18 protein-coding genes and 1 other annotated feature are annotated in these 24,126 nt (G+C 39.1%); of the genes, 9 read left to right on the top strand and 9 right to left on the bottom strand.

Annotated elements, in window-relative coordinates; translation table 11 throughout:
• Positions 1 to 96 precede the first annotated feature (96 nt).
• From rpsD to MKZ14_RS16285, 3 genes are all read left to right on the top strand, one after another.
• On the top strand, positions 97 to 699 hold the full coding sequence (gene rpsD / locus MKZ14_RS16275; protein ID WP_016991579.1) for a 30S ribosomal protein S4: 603 nt from the start codon (positions 97 to 99) through the stop codon (positions 697 to 699).
• Positions 700 to 1,629: 930 nt separating this feature from the next.
• The gene (locus tag MKZ14_RS16280) at positions 1,630 to 2,835 is read left to right on the top strand and encodes an iron-containing alcohol dehydrogenase (RefSeq protein ID WP_036078383.1); all 1,206 of its coding nucleotides are present in this window, start codon (positions 1,630 to 1,632) and stop codon (positions 2,833 to 2,835) included.
• A 140-nt stretch (positions 2,836 to 2,975) separates the two neighbouring features.
• Positions 2,976 to 3,779: a cobalamin-binding protein gene (locus MKZ14_RS16285; RefSeq protein WP_016991582.1), complete on the top strand. Its 804-nt coding sequence runs from the start codon at positions 2,976 to 2,978 to the stop codon at positions 3,777 to 3,779.
• A gap of 51 nt (positions 3,780 to 3,830) precedes the next feature.
• On the opposite strand, the gene tyrS is transcribed toward MKZ14_RS16285, so the two are convergent.
• Positions 3,831 to 5,099 carry a tyrosine--tRNA ligase gene (gene tyrS / locus MKZ14_RS16290; protein WP_016991583.1) on the bottom strand — a complete coding sequence of 423 codons (1,269 nt, stop codon included), beginning with the start codon at positions 5,097 to 5,099 and terminating at the stop codon, positions 3,831 to 3,833.
• 84 nt (positions 5,100 to 5,183) lie between these two features.
• Positions 5,184 to 5,392: a binding site (T-box leader), on the bottom strand.
• 102 nt (positions 5,393 to 5,494) lie between these two features.
• On the opposite strand from tyrS, the gene MKZ14_RS16295 reads away from it, so the two are divergent.
• Both MKZ14_RS16295 and MKZ14_RS16300 read left to right on the top strand, forming a co-directional pair.
• Positions 5,495 to 8,527: a transglycosylase domain-containing protein gene (locus MKZ14_RS16295; RefSeq protein ID WP_333005455.1), complete on the top strand. Its 3,033-nt coding sequence runs from the start codon at positions 5,495 to 5,497 to the stop codon at positions 8,525 to 8,527.
• Between the two features lie 137 nt (positions 8,528 to 8,664).
• A complete protein-coding gene (locus MKZ14_RS16300; protein ID WP_036078389.1) occupies positions 8,665 to 9,546 on the top strand; it encodes an NAD-dependent epimerase/dehydratase family protein in 882 nt (293 codons plus the stop codon).
• Between the two features lie 109 nt (positions 9,547 to 9,655).
• Here the strand turns inward: MKZ14_RS16300 and MKZ14_RS16305 are convergent, their stop codons facing one another.
• From MKZ14_RS16305 to acsA, 5 genes are all read right to left on the bottom strand, one after another.
• A complete protein-coding gene (locus MKZ14_RS16305) occupies positions 9,656 to 10,786 on the bottom strand; it encodes an acetylornithine transaminase (RefSeq protein ID WP_333005453.1) in 1,131 nt (376 codons plus the stop codon).
• A gap of 72 nt (positions 10,787 to 10,858) precedes the next feature.
• Positions 10,859 to 11,644 (bottom strand): acetylglutamate kinase, encoded by a 786-nt coding sequence (gene argB, locus MKZ14_RS16310; RefSeq protein ID WP_036078391.1) that lies wholly within the window; start codon positions 11,642 to 11,644, stop codon positions 10,859 to 10,861.
• On the bottom strand, positions 11,607 to 12,839 hold the full coding sequence (gene argJ, locus MKZ14_RS16315; protein WP_333005451.1) for a bifunctional glutamate N-acetyltransferase/amino-acid acetyltransferase ArgJ: 1,233 nt from the start codon (positions 12,837 to 12,839) through the stop codon (positions 11,607 to 11,609). Before argJ ends, argB begins: the two co-directional genes overlap by 38 nt.
• Before the next feature lie 56 nt (positions 12,840 to 12,895).
• A complete protein-coding gene (gene argC, locus MKZ14_RS16320; protein ID WP_333005449.1) occupies positions 12,896 to 13,930 on the bottom strand; it encodes an N-acetyl-gamma-glutamyl-phosphate reductase in 1,035 nt (344 codons plus the stop codon).
• Between the two features lie 236 nt (positions 13,931 to 14,166).
• Positions 14,167 to 15,888, bottom strand: a complete 1,722-nt coding sequence (acsA, locus tag MKZ14_RS16325; protein ID WP_333005460.1) for an acetate--CoA ligase — start codon at positions 15,886 to 15,888, stop codon at positions 14,167 to 14,169.
• Positions 15,889 to 16,215: 327 nt separating this feature from the next.
• Here acsA and MKZ14_RS16330 point away from each other — a divergent pair, with 327 nt between their 5' ends.
• The 3 genes from MKZ14_RS16330 to MKZ14_RS16340 are packed head-to-tail and all read left to right on the top strand — an operon-like array spanning position 16,216 to position 18,680.
• Entirely contained in the window at positions 16,216 to 16,848 is a 633-nt protein-coding gene (locus MKZ14_RS16330) for a GNAT family N-acetyltransferase (RefSeq protein ID WP_036078398.1), read from the top strand.
• Positions 16,849 to 16,872: 24 nt separating this feature from the next.
• Positions 16,873 to 17,520, top strand: coding sequence for an acetoin utilization AcuB family protein (locus tag MKZ14_RS16335; protein ID WP_016994384.1), 648 nt, complete (start codon positions 16,873 to 16,875; stop codon positions 17,518 to 17,520).
• Positions 17,520 to 18,680: an acetoin utilization protein AcuC gene (locus tag MKZ14_RS16340; RefSeq protein ID WP_036078403.1), complete on the top strand. Its 1,161-nt coding sequence runs from the start codon at positions 17,520 to 17,522 to the stop codon at positions 18,678 to 18,680. The genes MKZ14_RS16335 and MKZ14_RS16340 overlap by 1 nt, the downstream gene beginning before the upstream one ends.
• Positions 18,681 to 18,870: 190 nt before the next feature.
• Here the strand turns inward: MKZ14_RS16340 and ccpA are convergent, their stop codons facing one another.
• Both ccpA and MKZ14_RS16350 read right to left on the bottom strand, forming a co-directional pair.
• Positions 18,871 to 19,875: a catabolite control protein A gene (ccpA, locus tag MKZ14_RS16345; RefSeq protein WP_008176748.1), complete on the bottom strand. Its 1,005-nt coding sequence runs from the start codon at positions 19,873 to 19,875 to the stop codon at positions 18,871 to 18,873.
• Between the two features lie 174 nt (positions 19,876 to 20,049).
• On the bottom strand, positions 20,050 to 21,135 hold the full coding sequence (locus MKZ14_RS16350; RefSeq protein ID WP_036078406.1) for a bifunctional 3-deoxy-7-phosphoheptulonate synthase/chorismate mutase: 1,086 nt from the start codon (positions 21,133 to 21,135) through the stop codon (positions 20,050 to 20,052).
• A gap of 173 nt (positions 21,136 to 21,308) precedes the next feature.
• Between MKZ14_RS16350 and pilM the strand changes: the two genes are divergently transcribed.
• Positions 21,309 to 23,462, top strand: a complete 2,154-nt coding sequence (pilM, locus tag MKZ14_RS16355) for a pilus assembly protein PilM (protein WP_016995596.1) — start codon at positions 21,309 to 21,311, stop codon at positions 23,460 to 23,462.
• A gap of 52 nt (positions 23,463 to 23,514) precedes the next feature.
• Here the strand turns inward: pilM and MKZ14_RS16360 are convergent, their stop codons facing one another.
• Positions 23,515 to 24,015: a YtxH domain-containing protein gene (locus MKZ14_RS16360; protein ID WP_016995595.1), complete on the bottom strand. Its 501-nt coding sequence runs from the start codon at positions 24,013 to 24,015 to the stop codon at positions 23,515 to 23,517.
• Positions 24,016 to 24,126: the final 111 nt, after the last annotated feature.

Raw genomic sequence — 24,126 nt, forward strand, 5'->3', positions numbered from 1 at the left:
GGCGAAAGTACATGAAAATAAAATGCGTGTAAGAACGGGTACTACTGGTTTTTGTTTTACAACAAAAAAACCAAATTTAAAGGAGGAGACAACAATATGTCTCGTTATACAGGTCCATCTTGGAAATTATCACGTCGTCTTGGTATCTCACTAAGCGGTACAGGTAAAGAAATCGAAAAACGTCCTTACGCACCAGGACAACACGGTCCAAACCAACGTAAAAAATTATCAGAATACGGTTTACAACTTCAAGAAAAACAAAAACTTCGTCATATGTATGGTATGAACGAACGTCAATTCCGTACTCTATTTAACCGCGCTGGTAAAATGAAAGGTGTTCACGGTGAAAACTTCATGATCCTTCTTGAAACTCGCCTTGACAACTTAGTTTACCGTTTAGGTTTAGCTCGTACTCGTCGTGGAGCTCGTCAATTAGTTAACCACGGTCACATCTTAGTAGATGGCAAACGCGTTGATATCCCATCATACAGCGTAAAACCAGGTCAAACGATTTCTCTTCGTGAAAAATCTCAAAACCTTGCTGTAGTAGTAGAAGCAATCGAAGTAAACAACTTCGTACCTGACTACTTAACATTCGATGCTGACAAAAAAGAAGGTACATTCACTCGCCTTCCAGAGCGTTCTGAATTATCAGCTGAAATCAACGAAGCATTCATCGTAGAGTTCTACTCTCGTTAATCAATTTGCTCTGCAAATGATGCCAACAAAACCCCTGAAATCCCTTGTATATCAAGGTTTCAGGGCTTTTTTATTTTTTACCATTTAATCTAAATGATTCTAACTCCTCTGAACAATTCAAACCTACGTTTTTTGCTTTGAATCATTAATGCTGAAACGAATGTAGCAGCGGATGGAGTCGCTCGTTTAACTTTATGTAGAGTCAGCAATAATAAGAAGTCTAATTTACTTTCTGTAATGCCCAAAGAAGCTAACTCATTGTTTGCTACATCCAACACATAATCACTTAACCATAACAACATTAATCACAGCTTGGCATCTTGATTTGTATCACTTGAAGAAGACATCTGAATATACGGCCCTACCCCTAATACTGGTAAATCATCTTTATGTGTGTACGTTTTCTTGCTTTTTGTCAATAAAATCACCTTTTAATTAGATTATCGAATGCAAGAATTTTTATTTCCACTAATTTCTTCAAAATGATGCACTACTTTTTTAGCGCAGACGCATTGCCCCAATTATAACCAACAATAATTTTTCTCTCTTACTATTGTGACAATTTTATGTACTTTAAAATAGCAATTACATAGTTTCAAAATAACATAATCACTACCTTTATAATAAAAACAAAATATCAGTTATTTACTATTCATTAGATCATCAAAATAGAACTGTTTTCCAAAAAATATATTTTACTTTCATAATAAAATATTTTTAAAACCTTTTTAAATTCAATATTCTACTACAAAACAACATTCCATACCCCTTTCATCGCTTTAACTTTTTTGTAAAATAATAACATGAAGAAAATTAACATTTTTAATAAAAATACGAGTTGAACTTTTACAAAAAATAGAATACGATGAATTGCGAAAGGTGGTTCACCATCATTCAAGCAATAATAATTTTTTAAAAGGGGTTGGAAATATGTCAGACGTTCTAAAGCAATTTGTTATGCCGAAAACAAACTTATTTGGACCTGGAGCAATTCAAGAAGTTGGTAAGCGCTTAAATGATTTAGAAGTGAAAAAGACATTAATCGTAACAGATGAGGGCCTACACAAATTAGGTCTCTCAGAACAAATTGCAAACATCATTACAGCTGCTGGAATTGATGTAGCAATTTTCCCTAAAGCAGAACCAAATCCAACAGATCAAAACATTGAAGATGGTATTGCAGTGTATCATGCTGAAAACTGCGATTCTATTGTTTCTCTTGGAGGAGGCAGCGCACACGATGCAGCAAAAGGTATCGGACTTATTGCTTCGAATGGTGGACGCATTCATGATTATGAAGGCGTTGATAAATCACAAAATCCACTTGTGCCATTAATTGCAATTAATACAACGGCAGGCACTGCAAGTGAAATGACTCGTTTCACCATTATTACGGATACAGCTCGTAAAGTAAAAATGGCGATTGTGGATAAACATGTGACTCCGTTACTTTCTATTAATGATCCAGAACTAATGATTGGTTTACCTCCTGCTCTTACAGCAGCTACTGGCGTTGACGCATTAACACATGCCATCGAATCATTCGTTTCTACGAATGCTACACCAATTACAGATGCATGTGCTGAAAAAGTACTGCAACTGATTCCTGAATTTTTACCACGTGCCTATGCAAATGGAGCTGATATAGAAGCTCGTGAACAAATGGTATATGCACAATTTTTAGCGGGAATGGCCTTTAATAATGCATCACTTGGCTATGTTCATGCAATTGCTCATCAATTGGGTGGTTTCTATAACCTACCGCATGGCGTGTGTAATGCTATTTTATTGCCACATGTTTGTCGATTTAATGTTACAGCACGTACAGAGCGCTTTGCTCGTATCGCTGAATTATTAGGAGAAAACGTAGAAGGTTTAAGTAAGCGCGATGCCGCTGAAAAGGCTATTACAGCTATTGAGAAATTATCACAAGATTTAAATATTCCTAGTGGCTTCCGTGAATTAGGGGCAAAAGATGAGGATATTGAGATCTTAGCAAAAAATGCATTGTTAGATGTGTGTGCTGAGACGAACCCTCGTAAAGCAACACTAGAGGATATCAAACAAATCATCACAAATGCAATGGGACCTATTGTGAAAAAAGAAGAGTCACTCGAGGCAGTTGCCCTTTCTTAATCGACGGTTTCCTATAAGCCTATGACATAGGGTGGAGAAAACAAATGTTTTCTCCACTTTTTTATGGGCTCGAAATACACACATTGTCTATCATGGAAACTCTCGCTATACTTTTCTTAAAAAGGATGGGAGAATACGATATGCGCTTAATTTCAATTTGTCCTAGTAATACAGAATTAGTTGCCTATTTAGGGCTGACAGACCAGCTCATTGGAGTCGATGATTATTCCGATTGGCCATCAACAGTTAAAGATCTGCCACAGCTTGGGCCAGATTTATCAATTAACATGGATGCATTAGAGGCATTACAGCCTGATCTTGTTCTGGCTTCCTTGAGTGTACCAGGTATGGAAAAAAACATTGAGGCACTAAAAGAAAGAAATATTCCTCATATTATTTTTAATGCAAACTCATTAGAAGAAATTGCGCAAGATCTTCTGACCCTTGGTAAAGCTTGTCAAGTGGAGGAACAGGCAAAAACAATTGCTGAAGAGTACATGCATTCCATCGAAAAAATGTATTCGATTGCACAAACAATTTCGAAGAAGCCTACCCTCTATTGGGAATGGTGGCCAAACCCTATTTTCACTCCTGGAAAAATAAATTGGCTAACAGAAATTAGTGCTCTTGCTGGTGGCATTAATCTATTTCAAGATGTTGAACTTGCTAGTGTTCAAACAGATTGGACTGATGTTGTTGAACGCAAGCCCGACTATATCATGATGGCTTGGGTTGGTGTAGCATTTGAACGTATCCAACCTGCTAATTTATTAAAACGTCCATATGCTAAAGAGCTACATGCCGTTCAATTAGAACAGCTTCATGTAATGGAAGAATGGCTGTATTGTCGCCCTTCTCCACGACTTATTGAAGGTGCTATCAAGCTTGCAAAAATACTGCATCCTAAACAATATGAAGAAATAAAATCTCCAAGCTTTTTATGATAAAAAAACCACATCCCCTCTTTTTTGGGGATGTGGTTTTGCTCATCGAAATTATACAAATTTCACCATATGATATTTTTTCTTACCTCGACGGACAATGCTGAATGCATCCTCTAAACGATCCTTCGCATCGACTACATATTCTAAATCTGTTACCTTTTCACCGTTTACACTAATTGCACCATTTGATACATCCTCACGTGCTTGACGTTTTGAAGATGAAATGCCTGCTTCCACAAGAAGATCAACAATATTTTTGTCCTCTTTCGCCATTTCAATAGAAGGAACATCTTTAAAAGCATCCTTCATTTCTTCAGCCGACAGTGCTTTTAAATCTCCTGAGAATAAAGCTGCCGTAATACGGATAGCTTGCTCTAATGCTTCTTGACCATGTATTAAACGAGTCATTTCTTCAGCTAGCGCCTTTTGTGCCTTACGTAAATGTGGCTCCTCCTCTACAGAAACGGCTAAAGCTTCAATTTCTTCACGAGAAAGGAACGTAAAGATTTTTAAGTATTTTATGACATCTGCATCCGCAGCATTAATCCAGAATTGGTAGAACTCATAAGGAGATGTTTTCTTCGCATCTAACCATACAGCACCACCCGCTGTTTTACCAAATTTTGTACCATCTGCTTTTGTTACTAAAGGAATCGTAATACCAAAGGCTTTTGTTTCTTCCTCATGTGTTTTACGAATAACCTCTAAACCAGTTGTAATATTCCCCCATTGGTCAGAGCCACCTACTTGAATACGGCAATTGTAGTGATTATATAAATGATTGTAATCAATACCTTGAATTAACGTATAGGCAAACTCTGTAAACGAGATTCCTGTGTCAAGACGAGAAGCAATCGTATCTTTCGCTAACATGTAGTTTACGTTAATTAATTTCCCGTAATCACGTAAAAATTCAATTGTGTTTATATTTCCAATCCAGTCACGATTGTTCACCAGCTGAGCTCCATTGCCATCTTCCGCAAATTCGAAAATACGTTCTAATTGACTACGAATTCCTTGGACGTTTTTATCAATTTGCTCGACTGTTTGTAATTGGCGCTCTTCTGAACGACCAGATGGATCACCGATCATTCCTGTCGCACCACCGACAAGTAAAATCGGACGGTGACCTGCTTTTTGGAAGCGACGAAGTGTTAACAATGGCACAATATGGCCAATATGCATGGAGTCAGCTGTTGGATCTACTCCACAGTATAAAGATACTGATTGCTCATCTAATAGTTTTGCCATGCCTTCTGCATCTGTTTGTTGGTAGAGCAAACCACGCCATTCTAAATCTTGTAATAATTCGTTTGTCATGTTCATTCCTCCTAAAATGGTTAAAATTCGTTACGTGCATGGACAGATTTAAATAAAAAAAGTCCCTACACGCAAACAATTGCATGCAGGGACGTTAAGTTACAAACTAACGCGGTACCACCCAGCTTGAAGATGTCATCCACCTTCCACTTCATTCAACCGCCTTTATCGCAGGCGCGCACGTCTAAGCTCCAAGCACGTAATTCGTCTCTACATTATGACCAGTTTTCACCAACCACTGGCTCTCTAAACAGGGAATATAGACACTACTGCAAACTTTTCATCACCAGAAAACTATAAACATAATTCTATACGATTCTTTTTCAATGTCAATAACTATGTTCGTGCTAAAACAATATGTGCTATAATAGACAAGATTTTAGGAGGTCGATACATTGAAAGATTGGATTGAAAAAATCAATGCAAAGATCGATGAATTACTTGAACAAAAATGGATGAAGAAATTACGTATTTCAGGTAGTGTTACCTGGAACTTATTTTTACTATTTTTAGTCTTTGCATTGGTTGGCACTGTATTTGTCGGTTCAGTTGGAGCTGGTTATTTTGCTTCTCTTGTAAAAGAAGAACCGTTACGCTCAAAACAAGAGCTGCGTGATCAAATTTTTAGCTATGAGGAAACCAGTGAGATTTATTTTGCCAACGATATTTATATTGGGAAATTACGGACAGATTTAGACCGACGTGAAACTTCGCTTAGCAATGTGGCACCAGAGGTCGTGAATGCTGTTCTGGCAACAGAAGACGAATATTTCCGAGAGCATAATGGAATTGTACCAAAAGCGGTTATTCGTGGGTTATTACAAGATGTTACAAATTCTGCTACGCAGACAGGTGGATCTACACTTACCCAACAGCTTATTAAAAACCAAGTACTAACAAATGAAGTATCCTATGAACGTAAAGCTAAGGAAATTTTACTGGCGATGCGTTTAGAGCACTTTATGACGAAGGAAGAAATATTAGAGGCTTATTTAAATATTATTCCCTATGGTCGTAACTCTTCAGGACGAAATATTGCAGGTGTTGAAACAGCTGCTGAAGGGATTTTTGGCGTAAAAGCAAAAGAATTGTCTCTTCCTCAAGCTGCGTACATAGCTGGTATTCCACAGGCGCCATTCGCTTATACACCATTTACAAATACTGGTGAACTGAAAAGTGAAGAAGCTTTGAAACCTGGTATTGATCGTATGAAAACAGTACTTTATCGTATGAAAGAAGCTGGCTATATTGACGATGCACAGTATAATGAAGCGTTAAACTATGATATTGCTGCAGATTTCCGCGGACCAGAAATGCGCGCGGAGGATCGTTATCCTTGGCTGACTTATGAGCTTGAAGCTCGCGCAAAAGACATTATTGCAGAAAAACTAGCAAAAGATGATGGGATTGACCCAGAGCGCTTAAAGTCAGAAAAAAAATTAAAAGATAAGTATACGATTTTAGCAGATCGTGATGTTCGTTCAAAAGGCTATCGTATTTACTCAACCATTAATAAAGATATGTATGATGCGATGCAAAAAGCAGCAAAGGACTTCAAGTATTATGGTCATACGTATACTGGTAAAGGGAAGGACCCTGTTACTGGTGAAGAGATTGATATTGAGATGCCAGTACAAGTAGGTAGTATTTTAATAGAAAATACGACAGGTCGCATTTTAAGCTTTGTTGGTGGTCGAGACTTTAAAACAACTCAAGTAAACCATGCAACACAAGCTTATCGTTCTAACGGTTCTACAATGAAACCTTTACTTGTTTATGGTCCTGCCATTGAGTATGGTGTAATCGGTGCGGGTAGCCCATTAGTTGACGTGAAATTCTCTATCGGTTCTTGGAGTCCAAGTAACTATATTACGAGTGATGAGAGAGGTCTTATCCCAGCACGTGAAGCTTTAGCAGATTCTCAAAACATCTCAGCGCTACGTTTATATAACGATATTATTAGTAGACGCCCTGCAGATTTATTAGTAAAAATGGGCTTCTCAAAATTACATCCAGACGATTTTACTAACCTTGCAACTGGGATCGGTGCTTTAAGGGAAGGAACTACTGTTGAAGAAAATACAAATGCCTTCGCTACCTTTGCAAATGGTGGCCAATTCATTGACGCTTATATGATTGATCGAATTGAAGACCAAGAAGGAAATATTGTTTACCAACATGAAGTAGAGCCTGTTCAAGTATTTAGTCCAGAAACCTCTTATATCGTGACAGATATGTTACGTGATGTTCTCACTAAAGGGACAGGGACAATGGCACGAAATACATTAAAATTCTCTTCTGATTTCGCTGCAAAAACAGGGACTTCTCAAGAATATAAAGATGTTTGGTTAGTTGGTTATAACCCAAATGTATCTCTTGGTGTTTGGATGGGTTACGATCAACCTCGTTCACTTTATGCATTTAACAACACCTATTTACAGCCAAGCGTTCGTGTGAATAAGCTATGGGGTACTTTAATGAATGCGGTTTACGATGCGGACCCTCAGCTAATCGATCCACCAACAAGCTTTAAGGCGCCTAAAAATGTTGTAACTGCGTCATTCTGTGGCATTTCTGGCATGGCTCCTTCTGCAGCATGTGCTAGCGCAGGTCTTGTACGCTCAGATTTATTTAATGCGAAGGTATTTTTACCATCTCAACCTGATGATAGCTTAGCCTCTTCAAGTGTTGTGACGATTAAAGGAAAAACTTATAATGCGTTGCCAAATACACCAGCAGAATTTGTAAAAGCAGGTGGTGCAGGCATTAATCAAGAGTTTATTAAACGAATGTTAGGAAGACTTGGCGGTAACCCTGCTAGTCTGTTACCAAAGAATTCAACATTGTCGAATTCATCTGTATCAGCTGTTGATTTCCCAGCAGATGGTAGCCCTCCAGCAGCAGTCTCGGCTTCAGTAAATGGCTCTACATTATCATGGTCAGAGTCATCGAATGATGTTGTTGGTTATCGTATCTACAACGTTACGAATGGTGGTAATACGCTTGTAAAATCCGTACTAGAGTCAACACAAAGCATTACGGTTGCTAGTGGACAAGCTTATGTAGTGGTCGCTGTAGATATTACAGGCTTAACATCACCACAATCGAATGTTGTGTCTACTGGCGGTAGTGAAAAGGAACCTGACCCAGAGGAAAACGACCAAGAACCAATACCACCAACAACGCCACCTACGAATGGCAATGGCAACGGTTCGGGTAGTAATGGCAATGGCTCTTCTAATGGAAACGGATCTGGTAATAACGGTAACGGTTCTAATAATGGTGATGGATCTGGTAATAACGGCAATAGCTCCAATAATGGTAATGGGTCTGGAAGCAATGGTGATGGGACTGGTAACCCAGGAGATGGCTCAAACGGAGCAGACAATGGTAATACTACTACTCCATCTGAAACGTCAAGGCGATAGTCTATTATCCTCCTAGGGAAAAGCATTTGTATTAGATAATCAATTTAACAGACTTACTGCATATTACTTATAAATTGTAGTAAGTCTGTTTTTTTGTCATTATAAAGAGGACTACTATTTTGAAGGGGTGGAAATATATGAACATATTGATTTTAGGAGGCACACGTTTTTTTGGAAAAAAGCTAGTGGATCTTTGTATTCAAAATGGACATAATGTAACGATTTTAACACGAGGTCAAAGTGGCAATCCATTTGGTACAAATGTTAAGCAGTTAGTAGTAAATCGTAATGATCGGGATGCGTTAGCACAGGCACTAGCCAATACAACATGGGACATTGTCTATGATAATATTTGCTATTCGCCCAATGAGGCAATAGCAATTTGCGAGATATTAAAAGAGAAAACGAAAAAGCTGGTCTTTACTTCTACTCTTTCAACATATGAGGTAGATGGTAAGGTGAAAAAGGAAGAAGACTTTGATCCATACCAATATCAAATACGCATGGGACATCAAGAGGAATTTTCTTATGGGGAAGGAAAACGACAAGCGGAGGCTGTCTTATTTAAAGAAGCTTCATTCCCAGTCGTAGCTGTACGTTTCCCAATTGTGATGGGCGAAGATGACTATACACGTCGTTTACATTTCCACGTTGAACGTATTTTGCAGAATCAGCCGATTACTTTACCAAACATTGATGCAAAGATGAGCTATATTACAGATGAGGAAGCAGCTGAATTTTTATACTTTTCGGGTGTTACCCCTATTGAGGGACCCTACAATGCTACGGCATCTGGGGCCATATCTCTCAAAGACCTCATTGCTCTAATCGAAGAAGCAAGTGGTCAGCGCGCAAAAATTTCCCTCATTGGTGGTGACGAGGAGTCCCAGTCTCCTTATGGGGTGCCTGCTGATTGGTATATGTCCAATGCAAAGGCAGAGAAGGCAGGATTTACGTTTAGTCAGCTGGAGGATTGGCTACCAAAATTAGTGTCAATATTAGTAAAACAGCTACAATAGCATTGATAATGCAAAGAATCTGCTAGCTTCTAGCAGATTCTTTGTTTATCCATTATGTCTCAATCTTTTTGCCACTGATGCTTCACTTTCATTGCTAAACTGAAGTGTATCACGGTAATATATTCTTTAAAATAGCTACTGCTTTATCAATCTCTTCCTTTGTGACCGTTAATGGAGGCAAGAGACGAATAACAGTTGGCCCTGCCCCCACTAATAAAAGGCCACTTTGTTCTGCTGCCGCGATATAAGGCGCTACTTCCGTGTCCCCACAACCAATCCCTAGCAAGAGACCCTTTCCTTGAACAGTATAGCTAGAAGGTAAATGAGCCTTTAGTTGCGCCACAAAATAGGCAGATATTTCTCGTACCTGCTGTAAAAAATCTGGCTCAAATACATGACTCAAAACGGCTTGTGCAACATTCATCGCAAGAGGGTTTCCACCAAAAGTTGTACCGTGTGTTCCCGGACTAAATGTAGCATGAAGCTCAGCAGTTCCTAGCATTGCACCAACAGGGAAACCGCCACCTAAGCCTTTTGCCAATGTTATGATATGTGGCATTAGAACAGTTTGTTCAAATGCATAACGTGTTCCTGTTCGTCCAATACCGGTTTGCACTTCATCAACAATTAGTAGTATACCTCGCTCCTTACAGACTTTTGCAATAGCTGCTGCAAATTCTGCTGATACACAATTGACGCCCCCCTCTCCCTGAATCATCTCTAGCATTATAGCTGCCACAGAATCATCAACGGTTGCTTCAAGTGCAACAGCATCATTAAATGGCAAAATCGAAAATTTTTCTACGAGTGGACCAAAGCCATTATGTACTTTGCCTTGACCTGTTGCAGACATAGCTCCAAAGGTACGACCATGGAATGATTTTTCAAATGTAATAATATGATGTTTGCCTGTATGCTTACGAGCTAATTTAATGGCCGCTTCATTAGCCTCAGCCCCGCTATTACAGAAGAAGGCATGTGAAAAGTGTGTATTAGCAATTAATTTTTCCGCCACCTTTTCCTGACCTGGTATATCAAAAAGGTTTGAAATATGCCATAGCTGTTCACTTTGCTCTTGAAGTGCCTGTACAATAGCTGGATGGGCGTGACCAAGACTCACCACAGCAATGCCACTAGTAAAATCCAAGTATTGCTTCCCTGTTGAATCCTCAACAATTGTCCCTTGACCTTTGACAATTTGTGCACGACGCTTGCCGTAGTTCTCGAATAAAACACTCATGTTATCATCTCCACTATCATTTAAAATAGTTTCTTTCAACAACTATACTTCTCAAGCTATCCTATTAGAACACTAGAAAGAATGAAGTTCACTTGAAGCTACAATCGTTGTACCAATTAATGTTGCGCCCACGATTTGTACGGAAGGAATCCCTGCTCTTAAACAGTCGATCGCTCCTTGTACTTTCGGAATCATTCCACCGTAAATATGACCCTGCTCTGTCCATTGATCTATAAGAGTAGGTGTAGCTATTGCTTGATATTCATCCTGAATACGGATTCCACTCACATCCGTAACAAGTAATAGGCTATCTGCTCCGACCGCTAAAGCAACTTCACTTGCTACCGTATCGCCATTAATATTAAGAGCCTGACCTGCTTCGGTCGCACCTACGCAGGCAATAACAGGTACAATCCCTACACCCATTAAAGCTTCCAATAAGGAAGTATTGATATTTTTAATAGCTCCAACATAGCCATAAGTCTCTTGATCTAAAAAGTCTACGACCATTAGCTGACCATCAAAGCCATTTAATCCGATGGCTGCTATACCGGCTGTTGTTAACTCATGAACTAATGCAGTGTTCACTTGGCCTATTAGGGTCGACTGGACAACCTTAATAGCAGCCTCATTCGTGACACGTATTCCATTTAATGTATGCGATTGTATGCCTTGAGCAGCTAGTTCTCGATTTATGGCTGGCCCACCCCCGTGGGTAATAATCAGCTCTACTCCACTCTCTTGTAATCTTTTAAAATTATCAAAGAAAGCCTCATTTAAACCTTCCAGTGTACTGCCCCCAAGCTTTATGACCATACGTTTACGAGCGGTATGATGCATTGATTTGGACATAGTCATATGTTAAGTCACATCCCCAAGCATGCCCCTTACCATCACCCACGCCAAGAGACACATAGATTTTTACCTCATGCATTTTTAAAATTTGAATTAACTCATCCTCAGAAAAAGGAATTGGCTCACCGTTTTCTACCATAGTAGCACCACCGATTTGGATGGTAATTTTATCTGGATCCACTGTTGCGCCACTATACCCTACTGCTGCAATAATACGCCCCCAGTTAGCATCACAGCCGAAAACAGCAGTCTTTACAAGTGGTGAACCAACGACTGTTTTTGCAATTTTACGTGCCTCCTCGTCTGAAATTGCACCAACAACCTCCACTTCGATAAGCTTCGTTGCCCCTTCACCATCTTTGGCAATCATTTTTGCTAAATCTTCCGCTACTGTTTGTAAAGTGTAATAGAAATTTTGCCAATCTGGATGCTCTGGTGTTAAAGAATCATTCCCTGCCAAGCCATTAGCCAACACTACCACTGTGTCATTAGTAGATGTATCCCCATCAACTGTAATAGCGTTAAATGTTAAATTAGTAATCGTCGATAAAGCTGCCTGCAATACATCAGATTCAATGTTGGCATCTGTTGTAATAAAGCCTAGCATTGTTGCCATATTAGGTTCAATCATACCTGAGCCTTTTGCTACACCTGCAATAATAACTTCCTTGCCATCCACAGTTGTACTATAGCTTGTGTTTTTCATGACGGTATCTGTTGTCAAAATAGCCTGTGCAAAGTCAATAGCACTTTCTAAATTGTCCTTTGGCTCTAACTGTAGAATACCGTTTGCTACTGGCTCTAATTTCATCATTTCTCCAATAACACCTGTCGAGCAAACACCCACCAAATCTGGCGCAATCCCTAATTTTTCAGCAGCTAGCGCTTGCATTGTTTGGGCGTCTTTTACACCTTGTTTACCTGTACAAGCATTCGCATTGCCTGAATTGACGATCATCGCTTGCATTTTCTTAGTTGCATAAACAACTTCCTTCGTGACTTTTAATGGCGCTGCTTGCACAGCATTTGTTGTAAAAACACCTGCAACACTTGCTGGGACTTCACTTACTAAAATAGCTAAATCCTTTTTCTTATGCTTTAAACCACAGTGTAATCCTGCTGCCTTAAAGCCTTTTGGTGAAACAATATTTTTACTTGATAGTTTTTTCATTACATTCGTTGAAGTGTTAACTGTCATCCGAAATTCCTCCTTAGATTAATAAATAAGAGAAGCATACAGTTTCCTGCATGCTGTTAAATAAAGAACGGTACGACATCTAGCCCTGTCGTTTGTGGTAAGTCAAATTGCACATTCATATTTTGGATAGCTTGCCCTGCTGCTCCTTTGACAAGATTATCAATTACGCTAACAATTGTGACACGATTTGTACGAGAATCTACTTTTACTAGAATGTCACAATAATTTGATCCCTTGACACGATTTGTCCCTAAACTAGATGCATCCGTAACGATTCGAACAAATGGATGATTTTCATAGGTTGCCTGTAAGCAAGAGATCAATTGCGCCTCTGTAATTCCCTGCATTACCGGTGCATAGGATGTCGCCAAAATTCCCCTGGTCATTGGAACCAGATGCGTATTAAAAGTAATTGCTGTATCTGCTTGAGCAAACATGGAAAGTGCCTGTTCAATTTCGGGAATATGTTGATGTGTATTTACTTTATAGATCGAGAAATTCTCATTTGTCTCACTAAAATGGGTAGTTTGTGAGGGCTTATTGCCAGCTCCTGAAATGCCACTCTTTGCATCAATAACTAGAAAACTAGGATCAATTAAACGCTCTTTTACAAGTGGCAGTAAGGATAATAAAACTGCGGTTGGGTAGCAACCCGGGTTGGCAACGAGTGTTGCTTGACGTATAAGCTCTGTATTCCATTCTGTTAAACCATACACACTTTGTTGAACACTATGGAACGGTGCAGCCTTTTTGCCATACCAGGTTTCATAGCTTGCGAGATCTTTTAAGCGAAAATCACCAGATAAATCGATTAACTTTGGTCCTTTCCCAACCAAAGGCGGTAATAGCTCACTTGTCACCCCAGATGGTGTACTTGTAAAAACAACATCAAATTTTGCTAAAGTGTCATACGCTATCTTTTGTAACGGTGTATCAGCTATCTTAACAAGATGACCAAATTTGGAAGAAAATTGAACACCCTCTTCTGAAGAAGTAAATAAATCAATCTGCTCTACAGCTGGATGATTATGTAAAAAACGAATAAGCTCTAGTCCACCATATCCAGTTGCTCCAACAATACCTACTTTCACTGCACTCACCTCTGAAATAAGTTAAAAATAGTATACGTCTGCATATTTATTAAGTCAACTGAATTTTTATTAAATTAACTATTTTTTTAAATAGATATTATTCGACCTTACACCACTTCTATATCATTGTAATTTCAGAAAAAAGAAGGCAAGAATCCTTTCGTTCATCGAATGAATCCCTGCCTTCTTTTTATGCACATGTTGTATAAATATCAATTGTTGTCTTAGATAGTTACTTAATCTTCCATGGTTGATAAATCACCAGTTGGTAAATTTAATTCCCAAGCTTTCAATACGCGACGCATAATTTTACCACTACGTGTTTTTGGCAATTTATCTTTAAATTCAATTTCACGTGGTGCTGCATGTGCAGATAAACCTTTTTTCACAAAATCACGTATATCTTCAATTAATGCATCAGAGGGTTCAACCCCCTCACGTAAGGATACAAACGCTTTAATGATTTCCCCACGCACTGGATCTGGTTTCCCAATAACACCTGCTTCAATGACATCTGGGTGCTCAAGTAGTTTACTTTCCACTTCGAATGGTCCTACGCGTTCTCCCGCCGTCATGATGACATCATCCACACGCCCTTGGAACCAGAAGTAACCTTCATCATCCATATAGGCTGAATCTCCAGATACATACCATTCTCCTTTGAGGAAATAAGATTCATAGCGCTCTGGATTGCCCCAAATTTGGCGCATCATGGCAGGCCAGCCACGACGAATAGCTAGATTCCCCATTGTAAAAGGTGGCACCTCATTACCTGCATCATCTACAATCGTCGCATGAATACCAGGAAGAGGTTTCCCCATTGAACCTGGCATAATATCCATTGATGGATAATTACAAATCATATGGGCTCCTGTCTCTGTCATCCACCATGTATCATGTATACGATGCCCTAATTCCTCTACTCCCCAGCGAATAACTTCTGGATTCAAAGGCTCACCAACAGATAGCACATGGCGTAAAGATGTTAGATCATAGCTTTCAAGCAAGCCACTCCCTGCCCCCATCAGCATACGGAACGCTGTTGGTGCACTATACCAAACTGTCACACTATAATCTTCAATAGCCTGATACCATGCTTGTGGTGAAAATCTTCCTCCGACGATTAACATTGTTACACCGTTTAACCACGGACCAAAGATGCCATAGGCTGTTCCTGTAACCCATCCAGGATCGGCAGTACACCAATAAATATCATCTTCACGTAAATCAAGTACCCATTGTGTCGATTGATATTGCTGAATCATTGCATTATGGACATGCAATACGCCCTTTGGAGCACCTGTTGAACCAGAGGTATAGTGAAGAATCATCCCATCTTCTCTGTCTACCCACTCTATTTCAAAATGAGCTGAAGCTTCTTTTAAATGTTTACTAAAGTCAAGGATTTGAGCTGTTTCCTCAACATCCTCCCCTACTAAAAAGATATGCTCCAGTTTAGGCAATTTTGCTAAAGGTACACGTTCCAGTAATGCCGGTGTCGTGACTAATACTTTCGCCTCACTATCTGCAAGTCGATCATACACCGCGCCTTCCATAAAAGCTTCAAACAATGGTCCAACAATAACCCCCATTTTCAATGCACCTAATAATGAAAAGTAAAGCTCAGGTGAACGAGGCATAAAAATAAATAAACGATCACCTTTCTGCAGATTAGTAGTGGTTTTAAAAACGTTCGCTGCTTTGTTTGTTAACCTTTTCATTTCATTAAATGAATATGCCTCTTTCCGTTTACCATCATTAAAATACAGTGCCACCTTATTTTTGCGATGTGTTTCTGTATGGCGATCAATAGCCTCATATGCCATATTCACTAAACCTGTTTCGCTCCAACTAAATGCCTTTTCCGTATCTGCCCAATTATGAGATTTTGCCACTTCTTCATAATTTGTTAAATGATGTTGACCAGGTAAAGCCATTAACTTCTCTTTCATTTTCATCCCCATGAAAATACCCCTTTCTTTGCTTTTGTTTTTGACTAAATTTCAACAATCCCCCCTGTTGAAATTCAGAGAATTCTTCAAAAGCAAAATTGATATGTAGCATTTGTTATATAACAGTTAGCCGTAGTATTAATGTTCGAATCCCTTATAGCACTACTTTTAGCTGTTAAATAACAGAAGCAATATAATCTTATTTTACACGAATTTGGATAGATTGTCTCAATATTTTTATTTTTCCAAAAATACAGGTATATTTTGCAAAAATAAGCGTTTTTACGCAAGAAATCAGCTATAATGGAATTATTAAACTCAGGTGGTGTAATTATGGAACATAAAAAAACTTTTTTTTCTGTCACAAAGGAAACAAAGCATGGTACTGTGTATGTGGAAGGACCTGTGCCTCCAGAAAAATTAGCTACATATTCATTCCATGAAGGCTTGGTTGCCTTCAGACCTCCAAAACAGCAACAGCAGGCCATTATAGAAATTGCAGGACTACCCGAAGGCCGAATTATTATTATTCGAAACGAAGATATTATTGTAGGCTATGTTACCTATCTCTACCCTGATCCACTTGAACGATGGGCAGAAGATCGTATCGATGACATGATTGAATTAGGTGCCATTGAAGTCATTCCAGACTACCGTGGTACCGGTGCTGGTAAGGCACTACTAGCCGTTTCATTTATGGGGGATGAAATGGAAGATTATCTTGTGATTACTACCGAGTATTATTGGCATTGGGATTTAAAAGGCACAGGTTTAAATGTTTGGGATTACCGCAAAATGATGGAGAAAATGATGAGCTCCGCTGGTTTCGAATATTTTGCAACAGATGATCCTGAAATTACATCACATCCAGCCAATTGCCTGATGGCACGCGAAGGAAAACGGGTGCCTCCTGAGACAATGGAAAGATTTGATAGACTTCGTTTTAGAAATCGTTTCATGTATTAAAACTAATACAAAGGGGATGCATATATGATTGTAGAAGAAATTATGAATGATGAGCCTTATACATTAGCTCCTACCAATACAGTGCAGGAGGCACTAAAGTTAATGCGTGAAAAGAAAGTGCGTCATTTACCAGTTGTAGATGAAGAACGCCACGTTTTAGGTGTAATTACTGAACGAGATATTAAAGAGGTCTTGCCCTCATCTTTGCAGGATGAACCAAACTCTCCTATTTTTAATGCAAAAGTAGAGGATATCATGGTGAAAGACCCCCTGATAGGTCATCCACTAGATTTTGTTGAAGAGGTAGCACTTACGTTTTACGAATCGAAAATAGGCTGTTTACCTATCGTCTCTGGAGGAAAATTGGTAGGCATTGTTACGACAACCGATTTACTCTATACATATATAGAGCTGACTGGTGCTACAGAGCCTGGGTCAAAAATCGAGATTCGGGTATCCGATACACCGGGAGTTTTATTTGAAATCACAAAAATATTTCATCAACATCATGCCAATGTTCAAAGCGTCTTAGTTTATCCTGACTCTGAAAATACACAAAACAAAATTTTAAGCGTCCGAGTAAAAACACTAAATCCTTTAGCAATGATTGAAGATCTACGCAAAGAGGGCTTTGATGTCCTATGGCCAAATTTACCGGGTGTTTCGCTATAATGAAAAAGGCCGTATTCGTATACTCGCCAGAACAACTCGGATATAAATTTTCAGATACACATCCTTTCAATCATAAACGCTTGACGCTAACTATGGATCTACTAAAAAATATTAATGCTCTCGATGATGTAGATATTGTACCGGCACGTGTTGCAACGGAAGAAGAGCTATTGCTTGCACATGATTCAAAATATATAGATATCGTAAAAAAAGCAGGGCATGGTGAATTATCAGAAGCTCAATGTCAAAGCTATGGAATTGGCACTGAAGATACTCCCATTTTTGAAAATATGCATGAAGCAAGTGCACAGCTAGTTGGTGGAACTTTAACGGCTGTTGATTATGTAATGGAAGGAAAAGCCGAACATGCCCTTAACCTTGGTGGAGGTCTCCATCATGGTTTCCGTGGTCGTGCATCAGGTTTTTGTATTTACAATGATAGCACAGTGGCTATTCGTTACTTGCAGGAAAAGTACAACGCTCGTGTACTTTATGTAGATACAGATGCTCATCATGGGGATGGTGTCCAATGGAGCTTTTATGAGGATCCTACTGTTTGTACACTGTCCATCCATGAAACTGGTCGTTATCTATTCCCTGGAACCGGAAATATTACCGAGCGTGGCAATGGTCAAGGCTATGGAACCTCCTTTAATTTTCCAATGGATGCATTTACTGAGGATGAAAGTTTCCTAGAGATCTATGAACAGTCAATGCGAGAGATTTTTGAATTTTTCAAGCCAGATGTTGTATTAACGCAAAATGGGGCAGATGCCCATTATTTTGATCCATTAACACATTTACATGGAACAATGAATATTTATCGTGAAATTCCTAAGCTTGCTCATCAATTAGCACATGAATATTGTGAAGGTCGATGGATTGCAGTTGGAGGTGGTGGCTACGATATTTGGCGAGTGGTGCCTCGTGCTTGGTCCATGTTATGGTTGGAAATGACAGACCAAGCGTTACCAATGGGGCCACTCCCTCAAGCATGGCTTGATCGCTGGCAACCAGAAGCTCCTGTTCCTTTTATTCCAACTTGGGAGGACCCGATTCCTTTATATGAGCCGATTCCTCGTAAAGCAGAAATAGAAGAAAAGAATGCTCAAATGTTAGCCAAATCGCTACATATTATTCGGAATGAAAGACGGGATTAATTTCTTGGCCTCACGATATTCGTGGGGCTTTTTTATTGGATGGAAGAGCTTTCCACTGCTTTTGGTCGTATATCCATCTATTCTTTTGTTCTATCCCTCACTTTTGAAACACTATCCTCTATTTTTGACGTTCCATCCAGCAAATAAAAACACGCAAATCCTTCATAAGCGATTTACGTGTTAGGTATCATTATTTACTTTTGACAGATTGTCGATGTTCAATACGGTGTGGTAAAATGACCGCCTCATCCTCGACAGGTTCCTTACTCATTAATTTTGTCAGCAGGCGCATTGCAACAGCCCCAATATCGTAAAGCGGTAGCGCGACACTTGTTAGCTGTGGGCGAACCATTCGTGCTAACTTAGAGTTCTCAAAGCTGATAACTTCAATATCCTCTGGAACATTTTTGCCCGCATCTTGAGCGCCATGAATTAAACCGATGGCCAATTCATCACTTCCTGCAAAATAAGCAGTTGGTGGCTGTTCAAGAGCAGATAAAATCTCCCAAGCCTCTAAGCCCATATCATAGCTGGACTCTTCTGCGGCAATTAATGCCTCGTCTATTGGTAAACCAGCATCCTGCAATGCTTTCTTATAGGCTGCTAGCTTGAATTTTCCGTTAATTGTATACGAAAGTGGGCCAGTTACGAAACCAATCCGTGTATGGCCATTTTGAATAAGTAATGAAATAGCTTCATAAGCCGCCTGGAAATAATCGATATTCACAGTTGCAATTGTTTGAGATTCATCCACAGAGCCTGCAAGCACAATTGGTACTGGCGAATGATCCATCGTTTGCTGCATTTTTTCTGTAACCTCATCACTCATCATCACAATACCATCAACCTGTTTTCCAAGCATGGTATCCAGTAGCTGTAACTCTTTATCTTCATGTTGATCTGAGTTGGCTAAAATAATATTATAACGATACATTGTGGCAATATCCTCTACACCACGAGCCAGCTCCGCATAAACATTGTTTGCAATATCTGGGATAATCACGCCAACTGTTGTTGTTTTCTTACTTGCTAAACCTCGCGCTACTGCGTTTGGTCGGTATTCTAATCGTTCAATTACTTCTAGTACTTTTTTTCGTGTTGCTGGTTTTACGTTTTGATTACCATTGACTACACGAGAGACCGTTGCCATAGAAACATTTGCTTCTCTTGCAACATCATAAATTGTAACAGTCATCGTACGTGCCTCCCTTTTTTCCTATTATAGCCTTATCATACGATAATTTTCATATTATTTTCAAGAAGAACTACGTAAAAACCAAGTACTAATAGTCCTATTCTAGACATTATTTTGTCACGATATAACAAACACCGCCTGCCGAAGTAAGCAAGCGGTGTTCGCTGTTAACAATTAAGCATGAATTTCATGATTTTTCATGAATTTTTGTAGTGTTTCATAGAATGCGTCAAATGTTGGGATGTCCATTTGTTGTTGTGAGTCAGACAATGCAACAGATGGATCTGGATGCACTTCTGCCATGACGCCATCAGCACCGATTGCAATAGCTGCTTTGGCACATGGTAATAATAAATCACGACGTCCTGTTGAATGTGTAACATCTACGAATACTGGCAAATGCGTTTCTTGTTTTAAAACTGGTACGGCTGAAATATCTAATGTATTACGAGTTGCTTTTTCATAAGTACGGATACCACGTTCACAAAGGATAATGTTTTCATTTCCTTTAGACATAATGTACTCTGCTGCATGAATGAACTCATCAATTGTTGCAGCTAAACCTCGTTTTAATAGAACAGGTTTATTTGTTGCACCTGCTGCTTTTAATAATTCAAAGTTTTGCATATTACGTGCACCGATTTGGATGACATCAATATAATCCAATGCTTCCTCTAAATGACCTGGTGTCACGATTTCTGTAATAACAGCTAAACCATATTCCTCTGACACACGTTTTAAGATTTTCAGACCTTCTAATCCAAGACCTTGGAAGTCATAAGGAGAAGTACGAGGCTTATAAGCACCACCACGAATTAGCTTCTCACCTTTTGCTTTAATAGAAGCGGCAACTGCTGCTACTTGCTCATACGATTCAACCGCACAAGGACCGAATACGAAAGATGGCTTTCCTTGTCCAATTAATTCACCATTGATATTAATAATTGTATCTTCTGATTTCTTTTTACGAGATACTAGCAACTCTTTCTTTTTATCAGCTTCAAGTTGTTTTAAAGCTGTTTTAAAGATTTGCTTAAATATATAATCAACCGTCATTTGGTTTAATGGACCTTGATTGTGTTCTTTAATAAGATCAAGCATGTGTCTTTCACGCAGTGGATCATAGCGATTCACACCTTGTTTTTCTTTAATTTTACCGATTTCATCAACTACAGCTGCACGTTCATTAATTAGACGAAGAATTTCTAAGTTTAAACCGTCTATTTGACTACGTAAGCTTTCTAAATCTTTTTGGCTCATGCTTTCTTGCTCCTCTCCTCATGACAGACACTTTCAGAACTCTGAAATGTATGTTACATTTTTAGATAATAGCATTATTATAATCAATGTTGTTCAGAATGTCACGCATTTTTAATTTAGCGCTTCAACTCGCTAAATTATTTTCAAGTATGACGCGAAAGGAAGCGATTACATTGAGTTCTAAATTATTCGCACTTGATATTGGCACACGCTCAGTGGTCGGGATTATTCTCCAAGAAGAAAATGACCATTTTCATGTGGAAGATATTTTAGTAAAAGAGCATAAAGAACGTGCCATGGTAGATGGACAAATACATAATGTCATGTATGTGGCAGATTTAATTAATGAAATAAAACGTGAACTTGAAGAGAAACACGGGCCGCTCACAAAGGTAAGTGTTGCTGCAGCAGGTCGATCTTTGAAAACTGAACAAGCGAGTGTGACCATCAATATACGTAATCGACCTATTTTTACTGAAGAAGATATTAGTCGCTTGGAACTTCAGGCTGTTCAACAAGCACAGCAGCAACTTTTGCAACAGAAAGAGGATGCAAAAATTAGCCATTATTATTGTGTAGGCTATTCAGTCCTGTATTATCGCTTGGATGGCGAGGAAATTGGAAGCCTGTTGGATCAACAAGGAGATGAAGCCCAAATCGAAGTGATTGCAACGTTTCTGCCTCGGGTAGTGGTGGAATCACTGATTGCCGCTCTTAAACGAGCTGATTTAGAGATGGAAGCATTGACGTTAGAACCGATCGCTGCCATTAATGTGTTGATTCCTCCAACGATGCGTCGCTTAAATGTGGCACTTGTTGATATAGGAGCAGGAACATCGGATATTGCCATTACGGATAAAAGTACAGTTGTGGCTTACGGCATGGTACCAACAGCTGGCGATGAAATAACAGAAGCTTTAAGCGACTACTATTTGCTAGACTTCCCTGTAGCCGAAGAGGCTAAACGTCAACTACAAACCTCTGAAGAGATATTGATTCAAGATATTCTAGGCTTTGATCAGTTCTATCCTAAGGAAGAAGTTTTTTTAGCAATTGAACCTGCAGTAAAACAGTTGGCGAAGTCTATCGGAGAAGAAATTTTACGACTCAATAACCGAGTAGCACCCAAAGCCGTTATGCTGGTTGGTGGAGGTAGCTTAACACCCAACCTAACTACAGAACTAGGTCAAGTTCTAGATTTACCAGCTAATCGTATTGCTGTTCGAGGTATTGATGCTATTCAAAACTTAACAAAAGAAGAACACATTAAAGCCTCACCTGAATTAGTCACGCCTATTGGTATTGCCATTGCTGCTAAAAAGATGCCGATTCAATATATGAGTTTAACAGTCAATAATCAAGTGGTTCGCCTTTTTGAACTAAAAGAAATGACTGTGGCTGATGCCTTTCTAGCTGCAAATATTCGCGCAAAGCAATTATATGGAAAACCAGGGCATGGGCTATCGATCAGTGTTAACGGACAGGACATTTTTATACCAGGTGGGCATGGCCAGCCTGCTGAAATATTGGTAAATGGACAACAGGCATCAACAAAAAGCCTGATTAAAACTGGAGATGCCATTCAGTTAATAGAAGGCCAAGATGGGCAGCAGGCGACGGCTACAGTAAGAGATCTTATCGATGATGCAGCAATAAAGACAGTGACAATCCAAAACACCAAATATGTGATTGAGCCAAAAATTACAGTCAATAGCTCTTCTGCATCACTCGATACAGTTTTAAATGATCGTGATACCGTCGTTTTTGATATAGCCGAAACAATTGAGGATGTATTTAAAATCACTAATAATTGGCATTTATTAAAGCAATTTGAATCCTATACGATTCAAGTTGATGGACAACCTTTATATTTACCAGAATTTTCTCCACAGCTAATGATTAATGGAAAGGTAGCCAAATTGAGCTATGCTGTAAAAAATGGGGACGTGATAAGCTTCCACCAACCATCTCTACCAACCGTACAACATATCGCGGACCACATGAATCTTTTGCTAGAGGATAAAATCATCATTCATTTCCAACAGGAAGTTTTAGAATTAAAGAAGACTGCAAATGAAGCGATTGTTAATAAAATGGTTGTGTCACCACAGTCCACTGTACACAATGGAGCGACTTTAGTATTTAAAGAAAAGGATCGCAGTCGTTGGATCTATCAAGATGTTTTCCGCTTCTCTAATTGGCAGCTACCGAGTGCCTTTAAGGGGAATTTTACGATTTTAAGAAATGGTCAGCCAGCGAGCTTTGATACAGAAATATTTGGTGGAGATCAATTAGAAATAATATTAGAAGCTACACCTATCATTTAAAAAAGGGATACGTTACAACTTTATCTTGTAACGTATCCCTTTATATTATGCATTATGCACGTACTTCTTCATTTGTTTCTTCTTTTTGATCTGCTTTTTCTGTCTTTTCTTCAGCTTTTGGTTCCTCACTTGGCATGTAATCCTCTAATGGTTCTTCCCCTTCAAAGGAAACCGTACCATCATCAAAAACAGTTGGTGCTTTTGCCGTTTTTAGTGTTTTTACTTTCTCTACTAATTGTGTAGATTGCTCTTGAATTTGTTTAGAAAGTTGAACTGTTTTATCTTTTGCAGTTGTCGAGAAGTCTGCGCTCTTATCTTTTAGCTGAACAGCTTGTACTGCCACATCACTGCGTAAATCTTTTCCTGATTTTGGAGCTAACAGTAGACCTGCCGCGGCCCCTACGATTCCACCAACTAATGCGCCAATCACAAAATCCTTCATGTTTACACGCTCCTCTTCATAAATAGAGTCTTGCGGATGATAAAGCTGAGGCAAAGAACTTTCAAGCTGCTGTTCCTTCACTTCGTTAAAATTTGGCTTTTGAGTTGTCATGCAACAATTCCTCCCCATCTAATTATCAAATTTGTCTAGACTGGTTGTCCATCTACTTTCACAGATGCATCTTCAACTTATATGTCTAAGACTTTATTTTTATTCAGCCAG

Source organism: Lysinibacillus sp. FSL P2-0066 (assembly GCF_037969495.1).
Classification (GTDB): domain Bacteria; phylum Bacillota; class Bacilli; order Bacillales_A; family Planococcaceae; genus Lysinibacillus; species Lysinibacillus boronitolerans.